Origin of the sequence: Novosphingobium sp. MMS21-SN21R (genome assembly GCF_031846015.1) — a bacterium.
GTDB lineage: Bacteria > Pseudomonadota > Alphaproteobacteria > Sphingomonadales > Sphingomonadaceae > Novosphingobium.
Map to the genome: position 1 here is coordinate 1,581,145 of NZ_JAVRDU010000001.1, position 23,881 is coordinate 1,605,025.

Below are 23,881 nucleotides of genomic sequence, written 5' to 3' on the forward strand. Positions count from 1 at the left end.
CCGGCCATGCGAGTCATCCGCCGTCTTCCTGAAACCCTGATCAACCGTATCGCTGCCGGTGAGGTGGTCGAGCGGCCTGCGAGCGCGCTAAAGGAACTGGTCGAAAACGCCGTGGATGCGGGCGCTGTCCATGTTCATGTGCGCTTGTCCGAAGGCGGGCTGGCGATGATCGAAGTATCGGATGACGGCTGCGGCATGAGTCCGGACGAGATCGAACTGGCGCTCGAACGCCACGCCACCTCCAAGCTGCCGGATGAAGCCATCGAGCAAGTCGAAACACTCGGCTTCCGAGGCGAGGCACTGCCGTCCATCGCCTCTGTCGCGCGTGTCACGATAGAGAGCCGCCCGCAGGGCAGTGCCGATGGCTGGAAGCGGGTCGTCGACAATGGCGCGCTGCTCAGCGAGGGCCCCGCAGCGCTCCCGCCGGGAACGCGGGTCCGGGTGGAACACCTGTTCGACAAGATCCCGGCGCGGCGCAAGTTCCTGCGCAGCGCGCGCTCTGAATGGGCGGCCTCCCTCGACGTGGTGCGAAGGCTGGCGATGGCGCGCCCCGATCTGGGGTTCACGCTGGAGAACGACGGGCGCCGCGCGCTCCATGTGCAGCCGGGCGAAACTCTTGAAGCCCGCGTTGCCCAACTTGTGGCGCGAGAACTGGCGGGCAACTCGGTCGCGGTCGATCTGGAGCGCGGCGACTATCATCTGACCGGCGTCGCCGGCCTGCCGACTTACAATCGCGGCGTGGCCGATCATCAATACTTGTTCGTCAATGGCAGGCCGGTGAAAGACCGCCTCCTGATCGGCGCAGTGCGCGGGGCCTATGCCGACATGCTCGCGCGCGACCGTCACGCCGTGCTGGCTCTGTTCCTGCAGGTGCCGGGATCGGAAGTGGACGTGAACGTCCATCCGGCGAAGACCGAAGTTCGCTTCCGCGATCCGGCGCTGGTTCGCGGCATGGTGGTGTCAGGGCTGCGGCACGCGCTTTCGACCGGGGACCGCCGGTCGGCGCAGGCTCCGTCGGCAAGCGCAATGGCGGCTTGGCAGGCAGAACCGCTCGCGCCTTCTCCGGAATACCAGGCGAGCATCTTTTCGCAACCATGGCGGCCTGAAGCGCGCGTGTCTGATGCCGGACAGGCGTGGCGTGGCTATGAGCAATCGCTCATGGCCCCGCCAACCGCGCGCGCCGAACCTGCGGCGGAGCCGGTGGCGGATGGCGAGCGCTATCCGCTCGGCGTGGCGCGCGGACAGGTGGCCAACACCTACATCGTGGCCGAAGCCGCTGACGGGCTTGTGATCGTCGACCAGCACGCGGCGCATGAGCGGCTTGTGCTGGAACGCTTGCGGGCAGCAGGAGCCGGGCAGGGCATAACCCCGGCGCAAGCCATGCTCATTCCCGAAGTGGTCGAACTGGAGGAAGTGGCTTGTGACAGGCTGGAGGCAGCGGCGGAAAAGCTGGCCGAATTCGGGCTGGTGCTTGAGCGCTTCGGACCTGCGGCCATGCTGGTCCGGTCGATCCCGGCGGCGCTCGCCAAGGGCGATCCGGCCAAGCTGGCGGCCGATGTGGCCGATGATCTGGCCCATCACGGCGATGCCCTGCTGCTCGGCGAAAAGCTCGACCTGATACTTGCCACGATGGCCTGTCATGGCTCGGTCCGGGCAGGGCGCGTGCTGTCGGTCGCGGAAATGAACGCACTGCTGCGCGAAATGGAAGTGACGCCCCGCTCAGGTCAGTGCAATCATGGCCGCCCAACGTGGGTGAAGCTGGCTCACGGCGACATAGAAAAGCTGTTCGGGAGAAAGTGATGCACGGATTCGCACGCCTCGCCTTGGTCGCCGTCCTGCTGTCGGGGCTTGCTGCCTGTGATGAGAAAGAACCCACCGACCAGCAGGCGATTGCTGCCGTCAATGCCGCGCAGGACAGTAAGCCGCCAGTTCAACCGCTTGAGCCGCAGGCGATCCTCTATCCTGATATCACCAACGGCAAGCTGCACGGGACAGGTTGCGCCTTCGTGGCCGATGGGGGTGGGATCGGCGCGGTTCTGCTGGCGCAGGACAAACGCGGCGTGATCAAGGTGAACGGCGAACTGGTCGTGCTTGCGCCTGATACCGGCAGTGCGAAGATGCCCTTGGGCAGCTGGTCGCGCTACACCGGCAAGGCCTTCGCCCTGACGCTGACGGCCTCCGCTCCGATCACCCCGCTTGGCACTGGCAAGAAATTCAAGGGCAAGCTGGTAATTACCGACGCTTACGAACGCCCGGTCTATGAGGCTACTGGCGACGCGCAGTGCCGGGAAATCTAGCGCCGCCAAGGCATCGTCGGCAGTGAGGCCGGTGCCGGGTCGGGGATGATCCGGTAACGCGCAAGGATGACGCTGAACACGCCGAACAGCAGCAGGCCTGCGGCAACCAGCGTGAACGCCCAGCCCATATCGCGCAGATCGTTGATCGCGCCTCCCAGCGAGAGAACCTCGCTGCTGCGTTCGAACCATGCAGAGCGCAGGAGCGACCAGCCGATCAGCGCAAACACCACGGCGCGTGCAGCATGTCCTGCGCGTCCGATCGGGCATGTCGCCTTGGGCGCGCGGTGCGATACATTTCGCATGAACGATGCGGTCCAGGCGTTCTTGGCTTGCAGCATGCCCGCCACGATCAGAGCCAGCCCCAACATACCCAGAACCGTAGATCCCAGCGTGAAATCGAGCACGCTCTCGGCCATTTCAGACGATTGATCCTCGCCGGATTTGCGCGCGCCCATGGCAATGCGCGCGGCCGTCCACGCCATGCCCAGATGGACCAGTGCGCTGGCGAAGTAGCCGGTCCGGTGCGCCATACCCTTGGCGTCAGAGCCCTTGCGTTCAATGTCGAACAAGGCGCAGGACAGGCGGTACAGAGCATAGCCCACCAGTCCTGCTGCGGCGAGGTAGAGCGCCAGGGAACCGCCGGGGACACTGCCGATCACGGCAAAGGCATCACCCGCACCATCGTCGACATCGGCCTTCCGCGCGGTAGTCAGTGCCAGATAGCCAAGCAGGATGTAGACGATCCCGCGCGTGACAAATCCAAGCCTTGCCAGCCACGCAACCTTTTCCGACTTGTCGACCATATGCTTTGCAGGGCTCCCGTTCAGTTGGTCACCGAACGCCCATGGTCTGCATTTGTGCCTGGAAAATGAGCCGGAAAATCAGACGTTGAACTTGAAGTGAAGCACGTCGCCGTCCTTCACCACGTATTCCTTGCCTTCCTGGCGCAGCTTGCCCGCATCGCGCGCCGGGCTTTCTCCGCCGAGCGTGACGTAGTCGTCATAGGCGATTGTTTCGGCGCGAATGAATCCGCGCTGCATGTCGGAATGGATTTCGCCTGCGGCTTCAGGGGCCTTGGCGCCTTGATGGACAGTCCAGGCGCGCGCTTCCTTGGGGCCGACGGTGAAGAAAGTGATCAGGTGGAGCAGCTCGTAGCCCGAGCGGATCACGCGGGCGAGGCCAGTTTCGTGCAGGCCCATTTCCTCAAGGAACACGGTACGCTCTTCAGGGTCCATGCCGACCAGTTCGGATTCGATGGCGGCCGATACGATCACCGCATTGGCGCCCTCGGCCTTGGCTTTGGCAAACACCTTCTCCGAGAAGGCATTGCCGCCAGCGGCGCTTTCTTCCTCGACGTTGCAGACATAGAGCACCGGCTTTGCGGTGAGCAATTGTGCCTGCTGGAAGACGCGTTCCTCGTCCTCGTCCTTGGGCTTGGTCAGACGGGCGGGCTTGCCTTCGCGAAGCAGTTCAAGCGCCTGGCCGAGCACCGACGCGATGACCTTCGATTCCTTGTCGCCCTGTGCGGCCTTCTTCTGCGCAGCTGGAACGCGCTTCTCGAGACTTTCGAGATCCGAAAGCATCAGTTCGGTCTCGACCGTATCGGCATCGGAAACCGGATCGACCTTGTTGTCGACGTGTTGGATGTCGTCGTTCTCGAAGCAGCGCAGCACGTGGACGATGGCGTCCACCTCGCGGATGTTGCCGAGGAACTGGTTGCCGAGGCCTTCGCCCTTCGACGCGCCGCGCACCAACCCTGCAATGTCGACGAAGCCCAACTGGGTCGGGATGATTTTCTGGCTGCCGGCAATGCGGGCCAGTTCGTCAAGCCGTGGGTCGGGCACGCCGACGTTGCCGACGTTGGGTTCGATCGTGCAGAACGGGTAGTTCGCGGCCTGCGCGGCCTGCGTTTCGGTCAGCGCGTTGAACAGTGTCGACTTGCCGACATTGGGAAGCCCGACGATCCCGCAACGAAAACCCATTATGCACACTCCTTGTCTGGTTCGCGCCCTTAGCGGTGGTTGGGCGATTTGGAAACCTTCACGGAAGATTCAACACTTCACGGCAAACAGGTCCGATACGGAGGAGCCTTGTCTGCGATGAAGAAGCTTGCTGCATTGACCGTCGCGCTGGCCCTGATGGGGTGCAGCGCCAGTCCGCAAGAGCGGGCCGAGCGTGCGCGCAAGGCCTTTGCCGATCACGACTACCGCGCCGCACAGGTCGATCTCGCCGCTGCGCTGGCAGCCAGTCCTGACGATCCGGCCCTGCTGGAGCTTCATGCCCGCAATGCTCTGGCAATGGGCGATGGCATCGCTGCCGGGGCCTCGCTTGCCAAATTGCCGCAGGCCGCCCGGCCCAAGGACTTCGCGTTACTGCTAGCGGAATCGGCACTTTTGCGGGAATTGCCGGATGAAGCAATTGCGGCGCTTGGGCCAGACGGATCGCCCGCTGCATCGCGGCTGCGCGCGCTGGCATTGCTCGCCAAGGATGACCGCGAAGGTGCGGCCAAGGCGTTTGACGCTGGACTGGCGGGCGCGCCCGATGGGCGCCTCCTGTCGGATTACGCCCGTTTCAGCCTGATGAGCGGGAACGTGAAGCAGGCCCGCGATCTTGCCAACCGGGCGAAAGCCGCAGCGCCGGGCACGATTGATGCCTTGCTGGCCGATGCAGCAGTTGCCGTGGCCGAAGGCAAGCTGGCCGAGGGACTGGCAGCCTATGACGCGGCGGCGAAGGCCTATCCGGGCAATCTGGCTGCTCTTGCAGGCAAAGCCGCAGTGCTGGGCGATCTGGAACGAACTAAGGAGATGGACGCGGTCCTGACCAGCCTTGCCGAAGTGCGGGGCGGGGGGCAGGTGGCCTATCTGCAAGCCCGCGCGGCGGCTGCGCGCAAGGACTGGAAGACCGTCCGCACGATTCTGCAAGCCAATGAACGGTCGCTGGAAGGCAAGGACGAGGCCAGTGTGCTCTACGCACAGGCGTTAGTTGCGCTTGGCCAGCCTGAGCAGGGCCGGGCGCGGCTGCAACCGATGCTCACGCGCAATCCGCAAAGTGGGTTGATCCGGCGGGAACTGGGCAAGGCGCAATTGGCGGCGGGCGACGCTGCCGGCGCGCTGGAAACGCTGCGGCCCTTTGCCAATGTATTGACCGCTGATCCGGAAGACTTGCGACTGCTCGCCAAGGCGGCAACGCAGGCAGGCGATCCGGAGGCTGCGCGGCTTGCCGAAAAGGCGAAGTATCCCACGCCCCAGTCGCTTGCTGCAACGCTGGCGCAGGCCGATACGGCGATGCGAGCCGGGAATTGGGGGAATGCTATTGCGGCCTATGAACGTCTGCTCGCGGTAACCGACGGACGCAATCCGCTGGTGCTCAACAACATGGCCTTTGCCCAGGGCAAGGTTGGCAATACCAAGTCAGCGATCGATTTTGCCCAGCGTGCCTTGAAGGAAGCGCCGGGCAATCCCTCGGTGATGGACACTTTGGGCTGGCTGCTGGTTGAGAGTGGCGAAGACCGGGCACGCGGCCTCGAACTTCTGCGCGATGCGGCGCGCAAGGCTCCGCAAAACACCGCTATCCGCGATCACCTGACCAAGGCCGAAAAGGCCTGAACCCCGTGGGAGCGTTTGGGCTCCCACGGTTTTCGTTCAGATCAGGCAGCCATCGCGCGGGCTGGCGCCTTGCGCCGGCGTGCCATGGCGAGGCCGAGGAGGCTGGCACCGAGCAGGCCGAGCATGCCTGGCTCAGGAACCGGCGTGCCGCCCGTCGATCCACCGCTGGTCGTGGTCATCGTGCCCGCACCGCTGGCCGACGAGATGCCGGGGACGCCGGTGATCGACTGATAACGGACGTAGAAGTCGCTCAGCGTCAGCGCGCTGACCGGGGCCGAGAAGCTGAGCGTGAACGAGCCGGTGCCCGACTGGCCGAGCGTCAGGCCGCCGCTAGCGCCGCCGGCGCAGCTGCCGGTCTGCGCATCCTTGAAGCAGACATCGACCGTGCCGATACCGTTGGGATAGTTCGACGAGAGCGTGGTGTAGGCAAACGCGCCGGTGCTGGTGGCCGACGAGATCGTCGGATCGGTATTGAACGCGAAGCTCGAAATGCGCGAGTCCGTTACTGGAGCCGAGCTGGTGTTGGCGACACTGTAATCGAAGGAGTAGTCGTTCCCCGAAACGCCAGTGAGCGTGAATGTGGTCGAACCGGTCAGGCCGGAGATCGCGGTGCCCCCTGAAAAGCCATCGTAGTTCAGCGAAAAGCTGCTGCCGATGTCGCCCGAGCCGAGCGTGATCGAATCCGCGAACGCCGGAGCGGCGAAGGCGAGGGTCGCTGTGGCGGCAATTCCCGTAAGCATCTTCAAAGCGTTCATGGCAGGTCCCCTGTGTCGTCAAATACGTCTTGAAATGGTTGACAGCACACTGTGCAAACGTCGTGCCAAGTAGGGAAAACCGTGGTTCTTGATGGTTAATTACAATTCGTTCGTAAACAATTCCGACGTTTTTCATGGCAGCCCCTTTCACCAATGATTCAGCGCTTTGTGCGATTGGTTGCTAGATGAGGTATGTCCTGCCGCTGGCCCCGTTGGCGCTCTTGCTGTCCGCTTGCGGCGAGGATTCCGCCGCGCGCGTTGCGCGGGCGCGGGCCGAGATCGCGGCTATGGAACTGGGCGCGGCGCGCGTGGACCTTGCCGCAGCCCTGGTCGACATTGGTGATGATGCCGAACTATTGAGGCTTCTTGCAGATGTGCAACTGCGCCTTGGTGACGGCGACGGGGCCGATGCCACCGCGGCTCGGCTTGAAAGAATCGGCGCCAAGGAACCAGAACTGGCGCGAATCAGGGCGGAAGCGGCGCTCCTGCGCGGCCATCCGGACGAGGCGCTGGCGTTGCTTGGGGCCGATGGATCGCCCACAGCATGGCGAATAAGGGCAGCAGCCCGCAGCGCGCTCAATGATACGGACGGCGCGCTGGATGCGTTGCGGAGGGGCGCCGAGGCTGGCGCAGATCCGCTGCTGCTGCGTGACTATGCACGGTTTCTGATTGACGCGCAGGACTATGACGGCGCGGCGCGGCAGGCGGCGGCGCTGGCGCAGTTGCAGCCCGTTGGTTTCGACGCCCTGATGCTGTCTGCTGACATCGCGGTGAGGCGCGGGCGTATGGCAGAAGCGCACGCGACGCTGGAGCGGGCGGCAAAACTTTTCCCGCGCATTCCCGACCCATGGATCGCCCACGCAATTGCCTATGACATTGAAGGCAAGCTGGACGAAGCGATTGCGATGACCGCTCGCGCCGCCGCGCTCGCGCCCGACGATGCCCGCGTGACCAACCTCAAAGTGCAGTTCGCAGGAATGAAGGGCGATTGGGAAAAGGTCCGCTCGCTTCTCGCCAAACAGGAAGCTACGCTCGATCCAATTTCCGCCAATGGTCTGACTTATGCCGAGGCGATGCTCCGTCTGGGCCATCCCGAACAGGCGCGCGCGCTATTTCAGCGGGCGCTGACCCGTTCGCCGAACAATCCCTACTCACGCCTGATGCTGGCTCAGGCGCAGCTTGCCACTGGAGACGGTGCGGCGGCCTATGCGACCGTGCGGCCTCTGTCGGACAGCGTGCTGGCTGGACCGCGCGAACTGGAACTGGCCGAGAAGGCGGCGCGCGCCATGGGCAGCCCCGATGCCGATCGGCTGCGCCTTCGCCTTGCAACCGCCCGCAACAGCGCCGCGCAGGGACTCACGGCCAAAGGGCAGGCAGCATTGGCGCGAGAGGACTGGATTGCCGCCACCGACGCCTATGGCCAGCTAGCGCAACTGGGTGACGACGCCGACGTGCTGAAGCGCCTGGCCATGGCGCTCAGCCATGCAGGGCAGGCCGAACAGGCAATGGTCGCCGCTGACCGGGCGAAGGCGCTGCGGCCCGACGATCCCGATACGGTCTATATTGCAGGGTACGTGCGTCTCGCGGGCGGCAAGGATCGCATGACAGGGCTGGCCTTGCTCAGGCAGGCCTGTGAGGCCGCGCCGGACAATGCGATGTTCAGACGCAGCCTTGCACGGTTCTCAGGGCCGAACGGCGCCTGAGAACCTGCGCAGCGCCGATCAGGCGCGGGGCTTGATCTTCCGCGAACGGGCGAAGCCGACACCGAGTAGGCCGAGCGCCATCATGCCGAGCATGCCGGGTTCCGGAACCGCGGTGCCACCGGTCGACGTGGTTGTTCCGCCGGACGTCGTGGTGGTGGTTCCGCCAGAGGTCGTCGTCGTTCCGCCCGAAGTGGTGGTTCCGCCCGACGTGGTGGTGCCGCCCGACGTCGTGGACGTGGTGGTGCCACCGCACATGGTCGAGCCCGAAGTATGGCCGCAGTTGCAGTAGTGGGTGTGCGTCGACCACCAACCAGCATTGGCCGGGGTGGCTGCTGCTGCCCCGAGCGCGGCGGTGACAAGGACGGTGAACTTGCGGATATTCATATCAACCCCCGTTGAGAAACTCATGGTTGACATTATACAAAGCAAAAGCGGTGCCAATTCATGTAAATCAGCGTCTTGCGTGGTTAACGACAGGAAACGAGTAGCCATCCTGTAAAGCCGCTCGACAGGTTTGCGTTTCCCGTTTGTTTCTGTGCTTTCAGCCCTGCTGGCGCAGCGCCACATCGTTCATGAAGCGCACGTCGTCGCCCTTGACGAGCCATGGCGCTTCGGACGCCACGGCGCCCAGCATATCCACCAGATCGTCCTGTTCGGCCTTGGCGAAGTTGCCCAGAACGTATCCTGTCACGCGATCCTTGTGGCCGGGGTGGCCGATCCCGAGCCGCACGCGGCGGAAATCCGCGCCGAGATGCTGGTCGATAGACCGCAGGCCATTGTGGCCCGCTGTGCCGCCGCCCTGCTTCACCTTGACCTTGAACGGGGTTAGATCGAGTTCGTCGTGGAAAACGGTCAGCGCCTCCATCCCAAGCTTGTAGAAGCGCATCGCCTCGCCCACTGCGCGGCCACTTTCGTTCATGAAGGTGGCGGGCTTGAGCAGCAGGACCTTGGCGGTGCCGATACGGCCTTCCTGCAGCCAGCCCTGAAACTTCTTCTGGACCGGCCCGAAGTTATGCACCTCGGCCATGGTGTCGAGCGCCATGAACCCGACATTGTGCCGGTGCAGTGCATATTGCGGCCCCGGATTTCCAAGCCCTACCCAGAGTTGCATTGAATATACGCTCCAAAATTGGCTGGGGAGGTGTGTGATAGAGCGCCCACCACATCTGCCAAGCCCAACCGGATGTTGCGCATCCATCCTTCGACAGGCTCAGGATGAACGGAGGCAGGAGGCGGCTCTACTCCAGACCCGTTCATGCTGAGCCTGTCGAAGCATCAGGCGCAACGCCCACTCAAAAAAAGAACCCCTCCCGCGCAGGGCGGAAGGGGCGTCTTTTTCAAGTGCCTGCCGAAGCAGGGCCACCGTCAGGCGATCAGCCCTCGGCGGATTCCGCTTCACCGCTCTTCAGCGCCGAAGGAGCGACGATCGTGGCGATCGTGAAGTCACGGTCGGTGATCGCGGGCTTCACGCCAGCAGCCACGGTGACCGCGCTGTAGTGGATCGAATCGCCCACTTCGTAGCCCGAAACGTCAACGACGATGTCGTCGGGGATCGCGTCAGGCGCACAGATCATTTCCAGCTCGTGACGGACGATGTTGAGGATGCCGCCCTTTTTCAGGCCGGGCGACTTTTCTTCGTTGATGAAGATCACCGGCACGTTGACGTGCACGACCGAGTCCTTCGAAACGCGCAGGAAGTCTGCGTGCTGCGGACGGTCGGACACCGGGTGGAAGGCGACGTCCTTGGGCAGGGTGCGGATGGTCTTGCCACCGACAGTGAGTTCGACGACCGAGTTGAAGAAGTGGCCGGTGCCCAGCGCCTTGTTGAGCGCCTTTTCTTCCAGGTGGATTGCAACCGGTTCTTCGTTGCCGCCATAGATCACGGCGGGGGTGCGGCCTTCGCGACGCAGTGCACGGGAGGCTCCCTTGCCTGCCCGATCGCGCGTCTCAGCCGACAGCGTAAGCGTCTCGCTCATGTGTCAGTACCTTCCAGGAATGCTATGTTTCAAATCTTCCTCCGCCACGCCTCCAGGGATGACCATGACAGGGAAGCGGCGGCCCTTAGCGGGTTTGCCGCGAAATGCAAGGGTTGTGGGCGTTCCTTAGGCGATTGGTAGTTGTCTGGCTTTGTACTATCAGGTCAAGATGACTGGCGGAGAAGCTTCGTTGACGACGGACGAGAAAACAAAAAGTTCGGCGCGGAAGCGCGCAGATCAAATTCAAGACTTCCGCTGCAAGAATTTGATCGCGGTGATCGAAGATCCTCAAAACCCTCGCAACATAGGGACCGCTATTCGCAATGTGAACGCGCTAGGTGTGGACAAGGTATATGTGATCGATCCGCGCGGTATTTTGCCTGAGGATTGGCAGGAACTACGCGAAGATCCAAAGCTGTCGAAGCTCTCCGTATCAGCGGTAAAATGGACGTTTGTGAAGCGATTCGATAGCACTGAGCAGTGTTTGGCTCATCTCGAAAAGAACCACTTTGTTTCCATAGCGACCTCTCCCCATGTGAAAGGGAAATCCAGCATCTACCTTCATGAAGGCGATTTTACAGAGCACGCCAAACTTGCTGTTTGGTTTGGAAACGAGACCAGAGGAATCAGCGATTTAGCCGTTGAGCGAAGCAAAATGTGCGTAGCGATTCCCATGTTTGGTATGATCGAAAGCCTGAATCTTGGGACTAGCTCCGGTATAGTTTTGTATGAGATCACAAAGCAACGGCGTGCATATCAGAGCCAATATCGATTGCGTGACCATCGTGGCGAACGCGCAACGCCTTTGCCGACGGTCATTGCAACGGAAACCTAGTGCATTCTACGTCACTGGACCTTCGCAACCGGAAGCCCACCGCTCAAGGCACCCGCTTGATCGTCCACCCCCGCGCCATCATCAGGCGTTGGAGGCTGTCGGACCCCGCCAGATGCGCCGCGCCCACGGCTACGAACGGCTTTGCGCCCGCCTTCAGCATCGCATCAAGCTGATCGGCCCAGTCGCGGTTGCGGTTGGAGAGCAGGGCCGCGTGCAGGCCGGAATCGGCGAGGAAGCCGCTGTCGCTTTCCTTGGCGATGCCGAGGTCGTTGCCGCGCAGCCACAGCGTAACCATGTCAGCCTCCTCGTCCTTGTCGCTCGCCACTTCCACGGCGACTTCCTGCAACAGCACTTGCTGTTCGCGGGCGGGCAGGGCGTCGAAGATGCCGAACTGGCTGTCGATCGTCTCGAACCCGGCAATCGGCTTGGCGCCCGCCAGCTTGCGAAGTTCCGGTTCCGCGCCGCTCATCGGATCGGCCCCGGCTTTCTGCCCGGCAATCGCGGCGAGTTGCAGCGCCACCGCCCAGCTTTCGGTATCGGCAAAGTCTGCATCGGACAGGCCGAGCTTGCGATAGACCGACGCCAGTTCATCGCGGTACGCCACTGGCAGGCGCTGCGAGGGTGGGGGTAGGCCAGCCGTCCCGGCAAGCCTTGCCAGCGCCTCGCCCGCCACCGTCTGGTCGAGCGGCTCGGCAATTTCGAGGACGAGCCGATCAGACGTGGCCAGCGCATCGGTAATCTCGGGCCGCAGCCACTGCGTGCCCGGCGGCAGCGCGTGGACCGTGCCGAACAGATGCCCGCGCACCGTACCGGCCTTGTCCACCACCTGCCACAGTGCCACGCGCGCGTCTGCCTTGGGCTTGTCGTCGTCCTTGCCCATGCAGGTGACGAGCATGCCAAGCGCTGCGGCCAGCAGGAGGCGGAGCAGCAGTTTCACTGCACGCGCACCGATTCCACGCCTTGGCGTTTCAGCAGATCGAGCACGCTGTTCGCGCCCGCCAGATGCCCTGCGCCCACCGCGATGAACACTTGCCCCGGCTGATCCAGCCGCTTGGCGATCCACGCCGTCCAGTTGCGGTTGCGCTGGAACAGCAGCGTTTCGGCAAGCTCCGGGTCGTCCATCTCATCGTTGAGCAAGCGGGCCAGCGCGTCGGAATCGCCTGCGCCCCACTGGTCGGTCATTGTGCCGATCAGCCCGAACGATTTGTCGAAATCCCGCACCGCCTGCGCCAGAAACGTCAGCTGCGCCTCACGCGGGAGGCTGTCGAACAGGCCCAGCTGGAAATCGAGCGTCTCCAGCGCACCTTCCTTCTTGCCCTTGGCCGCTGCTGCCTTGCGCAGCACGGCCTCCGCGCCATCATCCTTGCCATAGCCGGACATCGCATAGGGCATCATGCCGATGGTCAGCCCCGCCAGCCACGGCTCGGCCTTGTCGAAGGCTTCGGGCGGCAGCTTGAGCCGAACGAGCAGCGCTTCATAGGCAGCCAGGTCTTCGTCCTTCATCAGCGAACGCAAGGTTTCGCCTTGCAAAAGCCCGAGCGAAACGATGGCCTTTTGCTGTTCGGCGGCAGGCGAATCGGCGATTTCGGTCACAAGCTGGTCCGACCCATCGAGCGCACTCGCCACCGGACCATCCAGCCACGCAAGGTTCCTGGGCAGCGCGTGGATCGTGCCGAACAGATAGATGGTGGTGTCCGCGTCGGCCACTTTCCACAGCGCGGGCTTCAATTGCTTCGGCGCTGGTGTGGCCACGGCCGGTTTAGCAGGGCGCGTGCCCGCATGAACCGGCCCGGCAAGGGCAATGGCGACAAGCGTCAGCGCGCCTGCGAAGGTCTTTGCAAGAGTCATGGGCATATCCTTAGCCGCCGGGGATGAACGAACCCTTTTCGCCATGCAATGCCATACAGTTTCGGTATCGCAGGCGCGCCCGAAAAGGTTGATTTGGGGGCGCTCATCGGCCAAAGCCCGCCACCATGGCCGATACACCGAACACGCCCCTTTGCCTGCAGGACATGATCCTGCGCCTGCACGCCTTCTGGGGCGAGCACGGCTGCCTGATCCTCCAGCCTTATGACATGCGAATGGGGGCAGGGACCTTCCATCCCGCCACCACCCTGCGCGCGCTGGGGCCGGAACCGTGGAACGCCGCCTTCGTGCAGCCCTGCCGCCGCCCGACCGACGGCCGCTATGGCGAAAACCCGAACCGGCTGCAGCACTACTACCAGTATCAGGTCATCCTGAAGCCCAGTCCGGCGAACCTGCAGGAGCTTTACCTGCAATCCTTGGGCGTGATCGGCATCGACCCGCTGGTCCACGATATCCGCTTTGTCGAGGACGACTGGGAATCCCCGACTCTGGGCGCGTGGGGCCTTGGCTGGGAAGTGTGGTGCGACGGCATGGAAGTCACCCAGTTCACCTATTTCCAGCAGATGGGCGGCTTCGATTGCAAGCCGGTGGCAGGTGAGCTGACCTACGGGCTGGAGCGTCTGGCGATGTATATCCAGGGCGTCGACAACGTCTATGACCTCGCCTTCAACAATCACGGCGTGACCTACGGCGACGTGTTTCTCGAAAACGAGAAGCAGATGTCGAAGTGGAACTTCGAGGTGGCCGATACCGAAAGCCTGTTCGAAGGCTTCCGCCGCGCCGAGGCCGAGTGCCAACTCTCCCTCGTCAACGATGTCCCGATTGCCGCCTATGAGCAGGCGATCGAGGCCAGCCACTTGTTCAACCTGTTGCAGGCGCGCGGTGTGATCTCGGTGCAGGAACGCGCCAGCTACATGGGCCGCGTCCGCGATCTCGCGCGCGGAAGCTGCGAGGCCTACATGGCCAAGTTCGAAGACCAGTGGACTGCCAAGTATCCGGAGTGGAGCAAGTGAGACCCGCCAACCTCAACCCGTTCGTGTCGAGCGAAGTCGAGACACGCCGCGCCCCACTTCTCGACTTCGCTCGAAGCGAACGGAGTTCACTGTCGTGACCGATTTCCTTCTGGAACTGCGCTGCGAGGAAATTCCTGCGCGCATGCAGGCAGGCGCACGCGCCGATCTGGCCAAGCTGTTCGCGAGGGAACTCAGCGCTGCCGGGCTGAACGCGGGGGAGGTGACCGTCTGGTCCACCCCGCGCCGCCTCGCCCTGATCGCGCGCGATCTGCCGATGGCGACCAAGGCGGTGTCCGAAGAGACCAAAGGCCCCAAGACCTCCGCGCCTGAACAGGCGCTTGAAGGCTTCCTGCGCAAGACTGGCTTGACCAAGGACCAGTTGACCGAGCGCGACGGTGTCTGGTTCGCGGTGACCGAAAAGCCGGGCCGCGCGACTGCGGACGTGCTCGCCGAAGCCATTCCCGCCATCATCCGCGCGTTCCCTTGGCCGAAGAGCCAGCGCTGGGGCGCGGCCTCGCTCTCGACCGAGAGCCTGCGCTGGGTCCGCCCGCTGTCAGGCATCGTCGCGATCCTTGGTGAAGACCTCGTCGAATGCGAGATCGGCGGCATCCATTCGGGCTACGCCACGCGCGGCCACCGCTTCCACTGCCCCGGTGAGATCACCATCGGCAGTGCGCACGACTATGCCGAGAAGCTGCGCGCCTGCCACGTCATCGTCGACCACGCCGAACGCGAAGCGCTGATCCGTGACAAGGCCAAGGCCGTGGCTGAAGCTGCGGAACTGGTGCTGGTCGAGGACGAAGGACTGGTGATCGAGAACGCCGGCCTGACCGAATGGCCCGCGCCGCTGCTGGGCCGATTTGACGAAAGCTTTCTCGAGGTTCCGCCTGAAGTCATCCAGCTTACTGCGCGGATAAACCAGAAATATTTCATCTGCCGTGATGCGGCGGGCAAGCTGGCCAACGCGTTTGTCTGCACCGCCAACATTGAGGCCAAGGACCACGGCGTGGCCATTGTCGATGGCAACCGCAAGGTCCTCGCCGCGCGTCTGTCAGATGCGAGGTTCTTCTGGGAGCAGGACAAGAAGAAGCCGCTTTCGGTCCACGCCGAAAAGCTGGCGCGCATCACGTTCCACGAGAAGCTGGGCACCGTGGCCGATAAGGTCGACCGCGTAGCCAAGCTGGCGCGGTGGCTGGTGGAGGAGGGCATCGTAACGCCCCAAACCTCCGTTCGTGTCGAGCGTAGTCGAGACACCGCGCCCGGCCTCTCGACTTCGCTCGAGGCGAACGGAAGTGTGGAGCAACTAGCCGACCAGGCCGAACTAGCCGCGCGTCTGTGCAAGGCCGATCTCGTCACCGAAATGGTCGGAGAATTCCCCGAACTCCAAGGCCTTATGGGCGGATATTACGCCCGCGCCGAAGGCCTGCCCGCCGCCGTAGCCGACGCCATCCGCGATCACTACAAGCCGGTCGGGCAGGGCGATGACGTGCCGACCGCGCCGGTAACGGTCGCTGTGGCGCTGGCGGATAAGCTGGATAGCCTCAACCAATTCTTTGTTGAGGGTCTAACTCCTACTGGGTCGAAGGATCCATTCGCGCTTCGTCGACAAGCAATTGGCGTGCTTTCGATTATTCAAAACAGTTCGCTCCGCTTACCTCTTAGAGACCTGACAATCCTTGAGATGGCAGTCGGTCTCGCGGGACGGTTTGGTCTTGAGAACAGAAGGGATGAGCAAGTCCTGTCTGAGGCACTTACAAAATTGGCCATAAAGCAGGCTGTTTCTGATTTGCGAGAACCTATCGGGGACCAGGCAGTAGAGATGGTAGGCTTGGTTACTCGCAAGGCGGTAATCGGCTATAACACGTTGATTGCTTTCTTCGCCGACCGCCTCAAAGTCCAGCAACGCGAAGCGGGCGTCCGCCACGACCTGATCGACGCCGTGTTTGCACTCGGCGGAGAGGATGATCTCGTCCGCCTGCTCGCTCGCGTCCACGCGCTGCAGGCCTTTGTCACCACCGAGGACGGCACTAACCTCCTCGCGGGCTACAAGCGTGCGGCGAATATCCTCAAGAAGGAGGCATTCACGCCGGTTGAGGCGGATTACGCGCGAGAACCCGCTGAGCAGGCGCTGGTCGATGCGCTCAACGTGGCCGAACCACTGGCTGATAGCGCCATTGCCGCCGAGGACTTCACCGCCGCCATGGCCGCGCTCGCAAGCCTGCGCGCGCCGATTGATGCATTTTTCGAATCCGTGACGGTAAATGATGCGGACGCGGGCAAACGTGCAAGTCGCCTCGCGCTGCTTGACCGCTTCCGTGCTGCAGTGCACAAAGTTGCGGACTTCTCACGCATCGAGGGGTAAGGGTCGGCCCGAATCCGGGCCGTATCCGGCAAAAATGACACACGCAGGGAGCCTCGTTCAGGCATGAGCGCATACGTATTCCATTTCGGCGGTGGTGCAGTTTCAACCGAAGCGCGGGCCAAGGACAAGACGATTGTCGGCGGCAAGGGATCGAACCTGGCCGAGATGGCAGGGATCGGTCTGCCAGTCCCCCCAGGGTTCACTATCACCACCGAAGTCTGCACGGCTTACAATGCCGGTGGCAAGACCTTTGACGATGCCCTGCGCGCAGGCGTTGCAGATGGCGTTGCTCATGTCGAAAAGGCGACGGGCCGCGTGTTCGGCGATCCGGTCAATCCGCTGCTCGTTTCGGTGCGTTCGGGCGCGCGCGTCTCGATGCCGGGCATGATGGACACTGTGCTCAACCTCGGTCTGAATGATCTGACAGTCGAAGGCCTTGCCGCAGGTTCGGGCGATCCGCGCTTTGCGTGGGACAGCTACCGCCGCTTCGTCCAGATGTATTCCGATGTGGTGCTCGGCCTTGATCATCACCGGTTCGAGGATGCGCTAGAAATCGTCAAGGAAGACAATGGTTTCTTCAACGATGTTGAATTGGGTGCCGAACATTGGCAGGCGCTCGTCGGCGAATACAAGGCGATTGTCGAAGAGCAGCTCGGCCGCCCGTTCCCGCAGGATGTGCATGAACAACTGTGGGGCGCGATTGGCGCCGTGTTTGACAGCTGGGAGAGCGACCGCGCCAAGGTCTATCGCCGGTTGAACGACATTCCGGCCGACTGGGGCACTGCGGTCAACGTGCAGGCGATGGTCTTCGGCAACATGGGCGATACCTCGGCCACCGGCGTTGCCTTCACCCGCGATCCCGCGACCGGCGAGAAAGCCTATTATGGCGAATGGCTGGTCAATGCGCAGGGCGAGGACGTTGTGGCAGGCATTCGCACGCCGCAATACCTGACGCTGGCCGCGCGCGAGCGGGCAGGGGCCAAGCCGCTGTCGATGGAAGAGTCGATGCCGGGTGCCTATGGCGAACTGGCTGCCGTGTTCGAGTTGCTCGAAAAGCACTACCGGGACATGCAGGATATCGAGTTTACCGTCGAGCAGGGCAAGCTGTGGATGCTGCAGACCCGCTCGGGCAAGCGCACAGCCAAGGCCGCGCTCAAGATGGCAGTGGACATGGTGGGTGAGGGCCTGATCGACGAGGCGACCGCAATTCGCCGCATCGATCCGATGGCGCTCGACCAGTTGCTCCACCCCACGCTCGATCCCAAAGCCGTCCGCGATGTGCTGACCAAGGGCCTGCCTGCATCGCCGGGCGCGGCATCGGGCATCGTCGTGTTCGATTCCGATACCGCCCAGGCCCGCGCCGAACGCGGCGAAGCGGTGATCCTTGTCCGCGTTGAAACCAGTCCCGAGGACATCCACGGCATGCACGCCGCCAAGGGCATCCTGACCGCGCGTGGCGGCATGACGTCACACGCAGCGGTTGTTGCCCGCGGGATGGGGCGCCCTTGCGTCTCGGGCGCATCGGCACTGTCGATCGACATGGCGAACAGGACCGCGCGCATCGGCACCCGCGAAATTAGCGAAGGCGATGTGATCACGCTCGACGGTTCAAACGGCGACGTGATGGCGGGCAAGGTCGCCACGGTCGAACCGGAACTGGTTGGCGATTTCGGCACACTGATGGTCTGGGCCGACAAGCACCGCCGCATGAAAGTGCGCACAAACGCCGAAACCCCGCTCGATTGCCAGGTCGCCCGCCAGTTCGGCGCCGAAGGCATCGGCCTGTGCCGCACCGAACATATGTTCTTCGAAGCCAGCCGTATCAGCGCTGTGCGCCAGATGATCCTGGCCGAAGACGAAGCTGGCCGCCGCGCCGCGCTGGCCAAGCTGCTCCCCGAACAGCGCAGCGACTTCCAGTCCATCTTCGAGGTCATGGCGGGCCTGCCGGTCACGATCCGCCTGCTCGATCCGCCGCTGCATGAATTCCTGCCTCACGCCGATGCAGAGTTCGCCGAACTTGCTGAAGCTACGGGCCTTGGCGTCGAGCATCTCAAGCGGCGTGCCGGGGAATTGCATGAATTCAACCCGATGCTCGGCCACCGGGGTTGCCGCCTTGGCATCACCTTCCCGGAAATTTACGAGATGCAGGCTCGCGCGATCTTCGAGGCGGCCTGTGACGTCGCAGACAAGTCCGGCCTTGCCCCGATCCCCGAAGTGATGATCCCGCTGGTCGCCACGCGCAAGGAGGTCGAGATCCTGCGCGCGCTGGTGGACCGGGTCGCGCTCGAGGTCTTCGCCGAGAAGGGCCGCACGCTCGAATATCTCGTCGGCACAATGATCGAGTTGCCGCGCGCGGCGCTGATGGCGGGTGAAATCGCCGAGGAAGCGACATTCTTCTCTTTCGGAACCAATGACTTGACGCAGACAACACTGGGCGTTTCGAGGGATGACGCCTCGCGCTTCCTCAATCCTTACGTCGAGCAGGGCATCTACCCGCGTGACCCGTTTGTCAGCCTCGATATCGAAGGCGTCGGCCAGCTCGTCGAACTGGCGGCGGAACGCGGGCGCAAGACCCGGCCCGACCTGAAGCTCGGCATCTGCGGCGAACACGGCGGCGATCCCGCCTCGATCGCGTTCTGCGAGAAAACGGGCCTCGATTACGTGTCTGCCAGCCCCTATCGCGTGCCGATCGCCCGCCTTGCAGCGGCGCAAGCGGCGCTGGGCTGAGGCTTCAGAACTTGGGTGGGCGAAGTGGTTTCGCCCACCCGCTCAATGTCAGAACTTCAAACCTTTCCAGAACTTTACCGTCAGTATCTGCGCGGTCTTCGAAGGCGACTTTGGCGCGGACGAAGGCGGCTTTGCCCAGCGGTGCTCCGTAGCTTGCGAGGCAGTTGCCAAGACCTTGCGCGCGCAAGTCGGCAATCAGCCGCTCGAACGAACTGAACCGCACGTCGATATGATGGCTGTCGACCACTGGGTCGGCAAAGCCGCAACGCTGGAGCAACTGGCCGCCTGCACGCACATCGACTTGTGGGTGGATGCGCGGTGAAGGACGGTCACCGTCGGCTTCAAGCATGATCGCGCGCAAGGCGGGTAGCGAGCCTGCCGCCATGAAGCTTGCGATCATTAACCCGTCATCGGCCAGCGCCCGGCGGAGATGGACCAGTGCGCCGGGCAGGTCGTTGACCGTATCGAGCGTACCAAGGCTTGCGATGAAGTCGTAGCCGCCGCTCGCCGGGAAAGGCGCTTCCTCATCGAGCGGGTGCGTGCCGAGAGCGGGATCGCGCGCATCGACGGCGGTGCCGCTTGCGCCAAGCGCTGATCCGAGCGCCCCGGACCAATCCCCGATCACCAGCGCGCGTGCGGGGGCATGGCGCAGGAAGGATAGCCGTTCGAGAACATCATCGGCCATGTCGTCGGCAATGTAGCGCGGGGCGCCGGGCTGCATTTGGAGGCGCGCCATGCGGCGGCGCATCGCTTTACGCCGATTTGGCGCGAAAATAGTCGGGGGCGAAGTGGCCATTTCAGGGCATTGCCCGTCCGCCGCTCACTTGCCAAGGGCCGACGTGACGCGGACAACGGTAGCATCATGCGCCTCAACGTTATCGCCCCCGTGATCGACTTCGTTTTTCCGCCGCGCTGCCCATTGTGCGGCGTCCCGGTAGCCGAGCATGGCGGAATGTGTCTTGATTGCTGGGGGAAGCTGGCGGTGCCATCGGGCGTGTGTTGCTCCCTATGCCAACGGCCCTTGGGCGAGGGGCGTGACGCCGCCGCCAAGCTCATCTGCGCGCCGTGCATGACTGATCCGCCGCGCCACGCCGGGATCGCAGCGGCGACGCTCTACAACGAAACGTCGCGCGCGCTGGTTCTGGCGCTGAAGCACGGGCGGCGCGTCGGACTTGCGCCGATGATGGCGCGGATGATCACGGCGCGGCTGCCTGTTTTGGACGGGCCGTGGTTGGTGGTGCCGGTGCCGCTGCACCGCTGGCGCATTCTGAAACGCGGTTTCAACCAGTCCGCGCTGCTGGCCAAAGCCATTGCCCGTTCTACAGACCAGCGACTGGTTGTAGATGGACTGGTGCGGCGAAAGGCAACGCCGTCCCTTGGCGGTTTGAACCGGAAGGCGCGGGCGCGGATGTTGTCCGGAGCAATCGTGCCGCACCCTGCGAGGTCCGGCACATTACGCGGTGCAAACGTACTGCTGGTTGACGATGTCATGACCAGCGGGGCGACCACCAATGCGTGCATAGTCGCCTTGCGCAAAGCGGGTGCGGCGAGTGTGCGCATCGCCTGCTTCGCGCGCGTCCTCGACGAGGCGCTGGACAGTCTGCGTGAGCAGGCTGCAATCGGGGGTTGAACGCCCAAACGCAAACGCCCGGAACCAGTGGCTCCGGGCGTCCTCGTGACGAATTTCTGCGGGCGTTCGCGAATTCCGCGCTATTGACAGCCCCCCGACTGCCTCGCCATTTTCCCTCACCAACCGGAGAATTCCCTGCGCGACCGCTTCGGCCTGCTGCTGAGGTATTTCCCGGCCCCTCATATGTTTCCCTGAACATTGGCGCTTCGTCCATGCCTTGCGGCTGTTCAGTCTGCGGTTCCCTCAAACCACGGGGACTTAATCGTTCATTCATGCGCACGAGGGAAGTCCCATGTGTCAGGAACATGGATTTTGCGACTGAATTGTGGTTATCATGCAACAAGTCCCGAGGGGTTTGTTGGGGCGGGAAGGCGATACAAAATTGGATACCGGAGCACAGGCTGCTTTGCGCGAGCAGGGCGCTGAATTCATGCCGAAATTTGATGCCAATGGATTGGTCACGGCGGTTGCCGTCGACCATGTGAGCGGCGCTTTGCTGATGCTTGCACACATGGATGCCGAGGCCATCGCCAGGACTCGTGAAACCGGTTTCGCACACTTTCACTCCCGGTCGCGCGCAAAGCTGTGGATGAAGGGCGAAAGTTCGGGCCACGTGCTCCGCGTGATCGAGATTCGCGTGGATTGTGACCAGGATGCGCTTGAATTGCGCGTGCAAGCGGCGGGCCCTGCCTGCCACACGCTGGCACCCACGTGCTTCTATCGCCGCATGACGGCTGAGGGTTCGCTGGAACGGATCGAAGGTTGACGCTTACGTAAAGGGCAGTTAACTTGGCTGCATGTCACAGGAACAAGCTGCAGCGACTCGCGACCATACCGGGCACCTTGAGCAACCCGATGCGCTCAAGCGTGACCAGTTTACGATCTCGGACCTTTCGGGCGAATTCGGCGTCACCGCCCGGGCCTTGCGTTTCTACGAGGACGAAGGCCTGATCGCGCCCACAAGGGTGGGGCTTTCACGCATATATTCCAAGCGTGACCGCGCGCGTCTCGCATGGATAATGCGTGCCAAGAATGTCGGATTCAGCCTCGGCGAAATTCGCGACATGATCGACCTCTACGATATGGGTGATGGTCGCGCCGAACAACGCCGCGTAACCATCGCCAAGTGCCGGGAGCGGATCGAGCACTTGCGGCGCCAGCAGGCCGATATCAACGCGACCATCGAAGAACTCACCAGCTTCGTCGACCTCGTCATCAAGCGGGAGCGGGCCGAAGGCCGTGCGCCCGAAGCAAACAACAAGGGATAGGACCCGATGCCGATTTACAACGCGCCAACGCGCGACACCCGCTTTGTCGTCAACGAACTGCTGCGCCTCGAAACGTATGGCAATCTGCCGGGCTTCGAGAGTGCGACCCAAGACATGACCGACGCGATCATCGAGGAAGCCGGCCGCTTCGTGTCCGAAGTGATCGCACCGCTCAACCTGTCCGGTGACAAGGAAGGCTGTACGCGCCACGCCGACGGAAGCGTGACCACGCCGGCCGGCTTCAAGGAAGCCTATCGCCAATACGTCGAAGGCGGTTGGGGCACATTGTCCGCGCCCGAACAGTTTGGCGGGCAGGGCCTGCCGCACGTGATGGGCTTCATCATGGAGAAGTATCTCGCCACCGCCAATCAGGCCTTTGCGATGTACCCCGGCCTTGCAAATGGCGCGATTTCCGCCATCCGCGAGAAGGGCTCGCCCGAGCAGCAGGCGACTTACCTGCCCAAGATGGTGAGCGGCGAATGGCTCGGCACCATGAACCTGACCGAGCCGCACTGTGGCACAGACCTCGGCCTGATCCGTACCCGTGCGGTGCCGAATGCGGATGGCTCCTATGCGATCACCGGCACCAAGATCTTCATCTCGGCGGGTGATCAGGATCTGACAGAGAACATCATCCACCTTGTTCTGGCCAAGACGCCCGGCGCCCCGGAATCGAGCAAAGGCATCTCGCTGTTCATCGTGCCGAAGTTCCTCGTGAGCGCAGATGGCTCGCTGGGTGAGCGCAATGCGGTGTCGGTCGGATCGATCGAAGAGAAGATGGGCATTCACGGCAATGCGACTTGCGTGATGAACTACGACGGTGCGAAGGGCTGGATCGTCGGTGAGGAAAACAAGGGCCTTGCAGCCATGTTCATCATGATGAACGCCGCCCGCCTTGGTGTCGGCATGCAGGGCTTGGCTCAGGCGGAAGTCTCTTATCAGAACGGTCTTGCCTACGCGCTCGACCGGCGTCAGGGGCGTGCGCTCACGGGACCGGCAGAGCCTCAGGAACGCGCCGATCCGCTCATTGTTCACCCCGATGTGCGCCGCATGTTGATGGATGCCAAGACCTTCATCGAAGGTATGCGGGCGCTGTGTCTGTGGGGCGCGCTGCAGGTCGACCTGACACACAAGGGCGCGACCGAAGCCGACCGCCAGGAAGCGGATGATCTCATCAGCCTGCTCACCCCGGTGATCAAGGGCTATGGGACCGACATGGGCTACAAGACCGCCACCGACATGCAGCAGATCTGGGGCGGGCACGGCTACATCGCCGAGAATGGCATGGATCAGTTCGTGCGCGATGCCCGTATTGCGATGATCTATGAAGGTGCCAACGGCGTGCAGGCGATGGACCTTGCCGGGCGCAAGCTGGCGCTCAATGGCGGCCGCGCGGTGCAGCGCCTGTTCGCCCTGATCGATGGCGAGTGTGCCGAAGACAGCGCCGATGAAACTGTCAAGCTCGTCGCCGAACGGCTGGGCAAGGCCGCGGGCGAAATGAAGGCGGCGACGATGTGGTTCATGCAGAACGCCATGGCCAACCCGAACAATCTCGGCGCAGGCGCCTATCCGTACATGACGCTGACCGGGATCGTCTCGCTCGGCCTGATGTGGCTGCGCATGGCGAAGGTCGCAAGCGCGGCAATCGCCGCAGGTGCCGAGGACCCGGCCTTTTACGAAGCCAAGCTCGCCTGCGCCCGCCACTGGGCCACGCGCTACACCACCGAGGCTGGCGCGCTGCGCCGTCAGGTCGAGGCCGGTTGTGAATCAATCATGGCGCTCACGCCCGAGCAAATGGCGATTGCCTGAATAGTGACAGGCGGGCTGGTGATGGCCTGCCCGCC

The 23,881-nt window shown here is 63.2% G+C and carries 21 protein-coding genes; 12 read left to right on the forward strand and 9 right to left on the reverse strand.

Annotated features, from left to right (window positions below; genetic code table 11):
• The first annotated feature begins 6 nt into the window (after positions 1 to 6).
• The gene (gene mutL / locus RM192_RS07660; RefSeq protein WP_311506946.1) at positions 7 to 1,800 is read left to right on the forward strand and encodes a DNA mismatch repair endonuclease MutL; all 1,794 of its coding nucleotides are present in this window, start codon (positions 7 to 9) and stop codon (positions 1,798 to 1,800) included.
• Positions 1,800 to 2,297 carry a hypothetical protein gene (locus RM192_RS07665; RefSeq protein WP_311506947.1) on the forward strand — a complete coding sequence of 166 codons (498 nt, stop codon included), beginning with the start codon at positions 1,800 to 1,802 and terminating at the stop codon, positions 2,295 to 2,297. Before mutL ends, RM192_RS07665 begins: the two co-directional genes overlap by 1 nt.
• Here RM192_RS07665 and RM192_RS07670 read toward each other — a convergent pair.
• Both RM192_RS07670 and ychF read right to left on the reverse strand, forming a co-directional pair.
• On the reverse strand, positions 2,294 to 3,100 hold the full coding sequence (locus RM192_RS07670) for a DUF1206 domain-containing protein (RefSeq protein WP_311506948.1): 807 nt from the start codon (positions 3,098 to 3,100) through the stop codon (positions 2,294 to 2,296). The two genes, RM192_RS07665 and RM192_RS07670, sit on opposite strands and share 4 nt — an antisense overlap.
• 78 nt (positions 3,101 to 3,178) lie before the next feature.
• Complete coding sequence (ychF, locus tag RM192_RS07675; RefSeq protein ID WP_311506949.1) at positions 3,179 to 4,279, reverse strand: redox-regulated ATPase YchF; 1,101 nt, start codon at positions 4,277 to 4,279, stop codon at positions 3,179 to 3,181.
• A 117-nt stretch (positions 4,280 to 4,396) separates the two neighbouring features.
• On the opposite strand from ychF, the gene RM192_RS07680 reads away from it, so the two are divergent.
• Positions 4,397 to 5,902, forward strand: a complete 1,506-nt coding sequence (locus RM192_RS07680; protein WP_311506950.1) for a tetratricopeptide repeat protein — start codon at positions 4,397 to 4,399, stop codon at positions 5,900 to 5,902.
• A 41-nt stretch (positions 5,903 to 5,943) separates the two neighbouring features.
• Here RM192_RS07680 and RM192_RS07685 read toward each other — a convergent pair whose 3' ends face one another.
• Positions 5,944 to 6,657: a cistern family PEP-CTERM protein gene (locus tag RM192_RS07685; protein WP_311506951.1), complete on the reverse strand. Its 714-nt coding sequence runs from the start codon at positions 6,655 to 6,657 to the stop codon at positions 5,944 to 5,946.
• Positions 6,658 to 6,842: 185 nt separating this feature from the next.
• Between RM192_RS07685 and RM192_RS07690 the strand changes: the two genes are divergently transcribed.
• Positions 6,843 to 8,360, forward strand: coding sequence for a tetratricopeptide repeat protein (locus RM192_RS07690; protein ID WP_311506952.1), 1,518 nt, complete (start codon positions 6,843 to 6,845; stop codon positions 8,358 to 8,360).
• A gap of 18 nt (positions 8,361 to 8,378) precedes the next feature.
• Here RM192_RS07690 and RM192_RS07695 read toward each other — a convergent pair whose 3' ends face one another.
• The 3 genes from RM192_RS07695 to RM192_RS07705 all read right to left on the reverse strand — a co-directional run bounded on the left by RM192_RS07695 (position 8,379) and on the right by RM192_RS07705 (position 10,336).
• Positions 8,379 to 8,768 carry a PEP-CTERM sorting domain-containing protein gene (locus RM192_RS07695; RefSeq protein WP_311506953.1) on the reverse strand — a complete coding sequence of 130 codons (390 nt, stop codon included), beginning with the start codon at positions 8,766 to 8,768 and terminating at the stop codon, positions 8,379 to 8,381.
• Between the two features lie 133 nt (positions 8,769 to 8,901).
• Positions 8,902 to 9,471, reverse strand: a complete 570-nt coding sequence (pth, locus tag RM192_RS07700; RefSeq protein ID WP_311506954.1) for an aminoacyl-tRNA hydrolase — start codon at positions 9,469 to 9,471, stop codon at positions 8,902 to 8,904.
• 262 nt (positions 9,472 to 9,733) lie between these two features.
• Positions 9,734 to 10,336: a 50S ribosomal protein L25/general stress protein Ctc gene (locus tag RM192_RS07705; RefSeq protein ID WP_311506955.1), complete on the reverse strand. Its 603-nt coding sequence runs from the start codon at positions 10,334 to 10,336 to the stop codon at positions 9,734 to 9,736.
• A 190-nt stretch (positions 10,337 to 10,526) separates the two neighbouring features.
• Between RM192_RS07705 and RM192_RS07710 the strand changes: the two genes are divergently transcribed.
• Positions 10,527 to 11,171 (forward strand): RNA methyltransferase, encoded by a 645-nt coding sequence (locus RM192_RS07710; RefSeq protein WP_311506956.1) that lies wholly within the window; start codon positions 10,527 to 10,529, stop codon positions 11,169 to 11,171.
• A gap of 43 nt (positions 11,172 to 11,214) precedes the next feature.
• Here RM192_RS07710 and RM192_RS07715 read toward each other — a convergent pair whose 3' ends face one another.
• Both RM192_RS07715 and RM192_RS07720 read right to left on the reverse strand, forming a co-directional pair.
• On the reverse strand, positions 11,215 to 12,108 hold the full coding sequence (locus tag RM192_RS07715; RefSeq protein ID WP_311506957.1) for a TraB/GumN family protein: 894 nt from the start codon (positions 12,106 to 12,108) through the stop codon (positions 11,215 to 11,217).
• A complete protein-coding gene (locus RM192_RS07720) occupies positions 12,105 to 13,019 on the reverse strand; it encodes a TraB/GumN family protein (protein ID WP_311506958.1) in 915 nt (304 codons plus the stop codon). The genes RM192_RS07715 and RM192_RS07720 overlap by 4 nt, the downstream gene beginning before the upstream one ends.
• Positions 13,020 to 13,144: 125 nt before the next feature.
• Here RM192_RS07720 and RM192_RS07725 point away from each other — a divergent pair, with 125 nt between their 5' ends.
• The 3 genes from RM192_RS07725 (at position 13,145) to ppdK (ending at position 19,139) form a co-directional block, all read left to right on the forward strand.
• Positions 13,145 to 14,050 (forward strand): glycine--tRNA ligase subunit alpha, encoded by a 906-nt coding sequence (locus tag RM192_RS07725; protein ID WP_311506959.1) that lies wholly within the window; start codon positions 13,145 to 13,147, stop codon positions 14,048 to 14,050.
• A 94-nt stretch (positions 14,051 to 14,144) separates the two neighbouring features.
• Positions 14,145 to 16,412, forward strand: a complete 2,268-nt coding sequence (gene glyS / locus RM192_RS07730) for a glycine--tRNA ligase subunit beta (protein ID WP_311506960.1) — start codon at positions 14,145 to 14,147, stop codon at positions 16,410 to 16,412.
• A 63-nt stretch (positions 16,413 to 16,475) separates the two neighbouring features.
• A complete protein-coding gene (gene ppdK / locus RM192_RS07735) occupies positions 16,476 to 19,139 on the forward strand; it encodes a pyruvate, phosphate dikinase (protein ID WP_311506961.1) in 2,664 nt (887 codons plus the stop codon).
• Between the two features lie 4 nt (positions 19,140 to 19,143).
• Here ppdK and RM192_RS07740 read toward each other — a convergent pair whose 3' ends face one another.
• Entirely contained in the window at positions 19,144 to 19,875 is a 732-nt protein-coding gene (locus tag RM192_RS07740; RefSeq protein ID WP_409233797.1) for a methyltransferase domain-containing protein, read from the reverse strand.
• A 126-nt stretch (positions 19,876 to 20,001) separates the two neighbouring features.
• Between RM192_RS07740 and RM192_RS07745 the strand changes: the two genes are divergently transcribed.
• From RM192_RS07745 to RM192_RS07760, 4 genes are all read left to right on the forward strand, one after another.
• The gene (locus RM192_RS07745; RefSeq protein ID WP_311506963.1) at positions 20,002 to 20,769 is read left to right on the forward strand and encodes a ComF family protein; all 768 of its coding nucleotides are present in this window, start codon (positions 20,002 to 20,004) and stop codon (positions 20,767 to 20,769) included.
• 430 nt (positions 20,770 to 21,199) lie between these two features.
• On the forward strand, positions 21,200 to 21,535 hold the full coding sequence (gene hisI / locus RM192_RS07750) for a phosphoribosyl-AMP cyclohydrolase (protein ID WP_409233798.1): 336 nt from the start codon (positions 21,200 to 21,202) through the stop codon (positions 21,533 to 21,535).
• Positions 21,536 to 21,566: 31 nt separating this feature from the next.
• Complete coding sequence (locus tag RM192_RS07755) at positions 21,567 to 22,037, forward strand: MerR family DNA-binding transcriptional regulator (RefSeq protein ID WP_311506964.1); 471 nt, start codon at positions 21,567 to 21,569, stop codon at positions 22,035 to 22,037.
• Between the two features lie 6 nt (positions 22,038 to 22,043).
• Positions 22,044 to 23,846 (forward strand): acyl-CoA dehydrogenase C-terminal domain-containing protein, encoded by a 1,803-nt coding sequence (locus RM192_RS07760; protein WP_311506965.1) that lies wholly within the window; start codon positions 22,044 to 22,046, stop codon positions 23,844 to 23,846.
• The last annotated feature ends 35 nt before the right edge of the window (positions 23,847 to 23,881 follow it).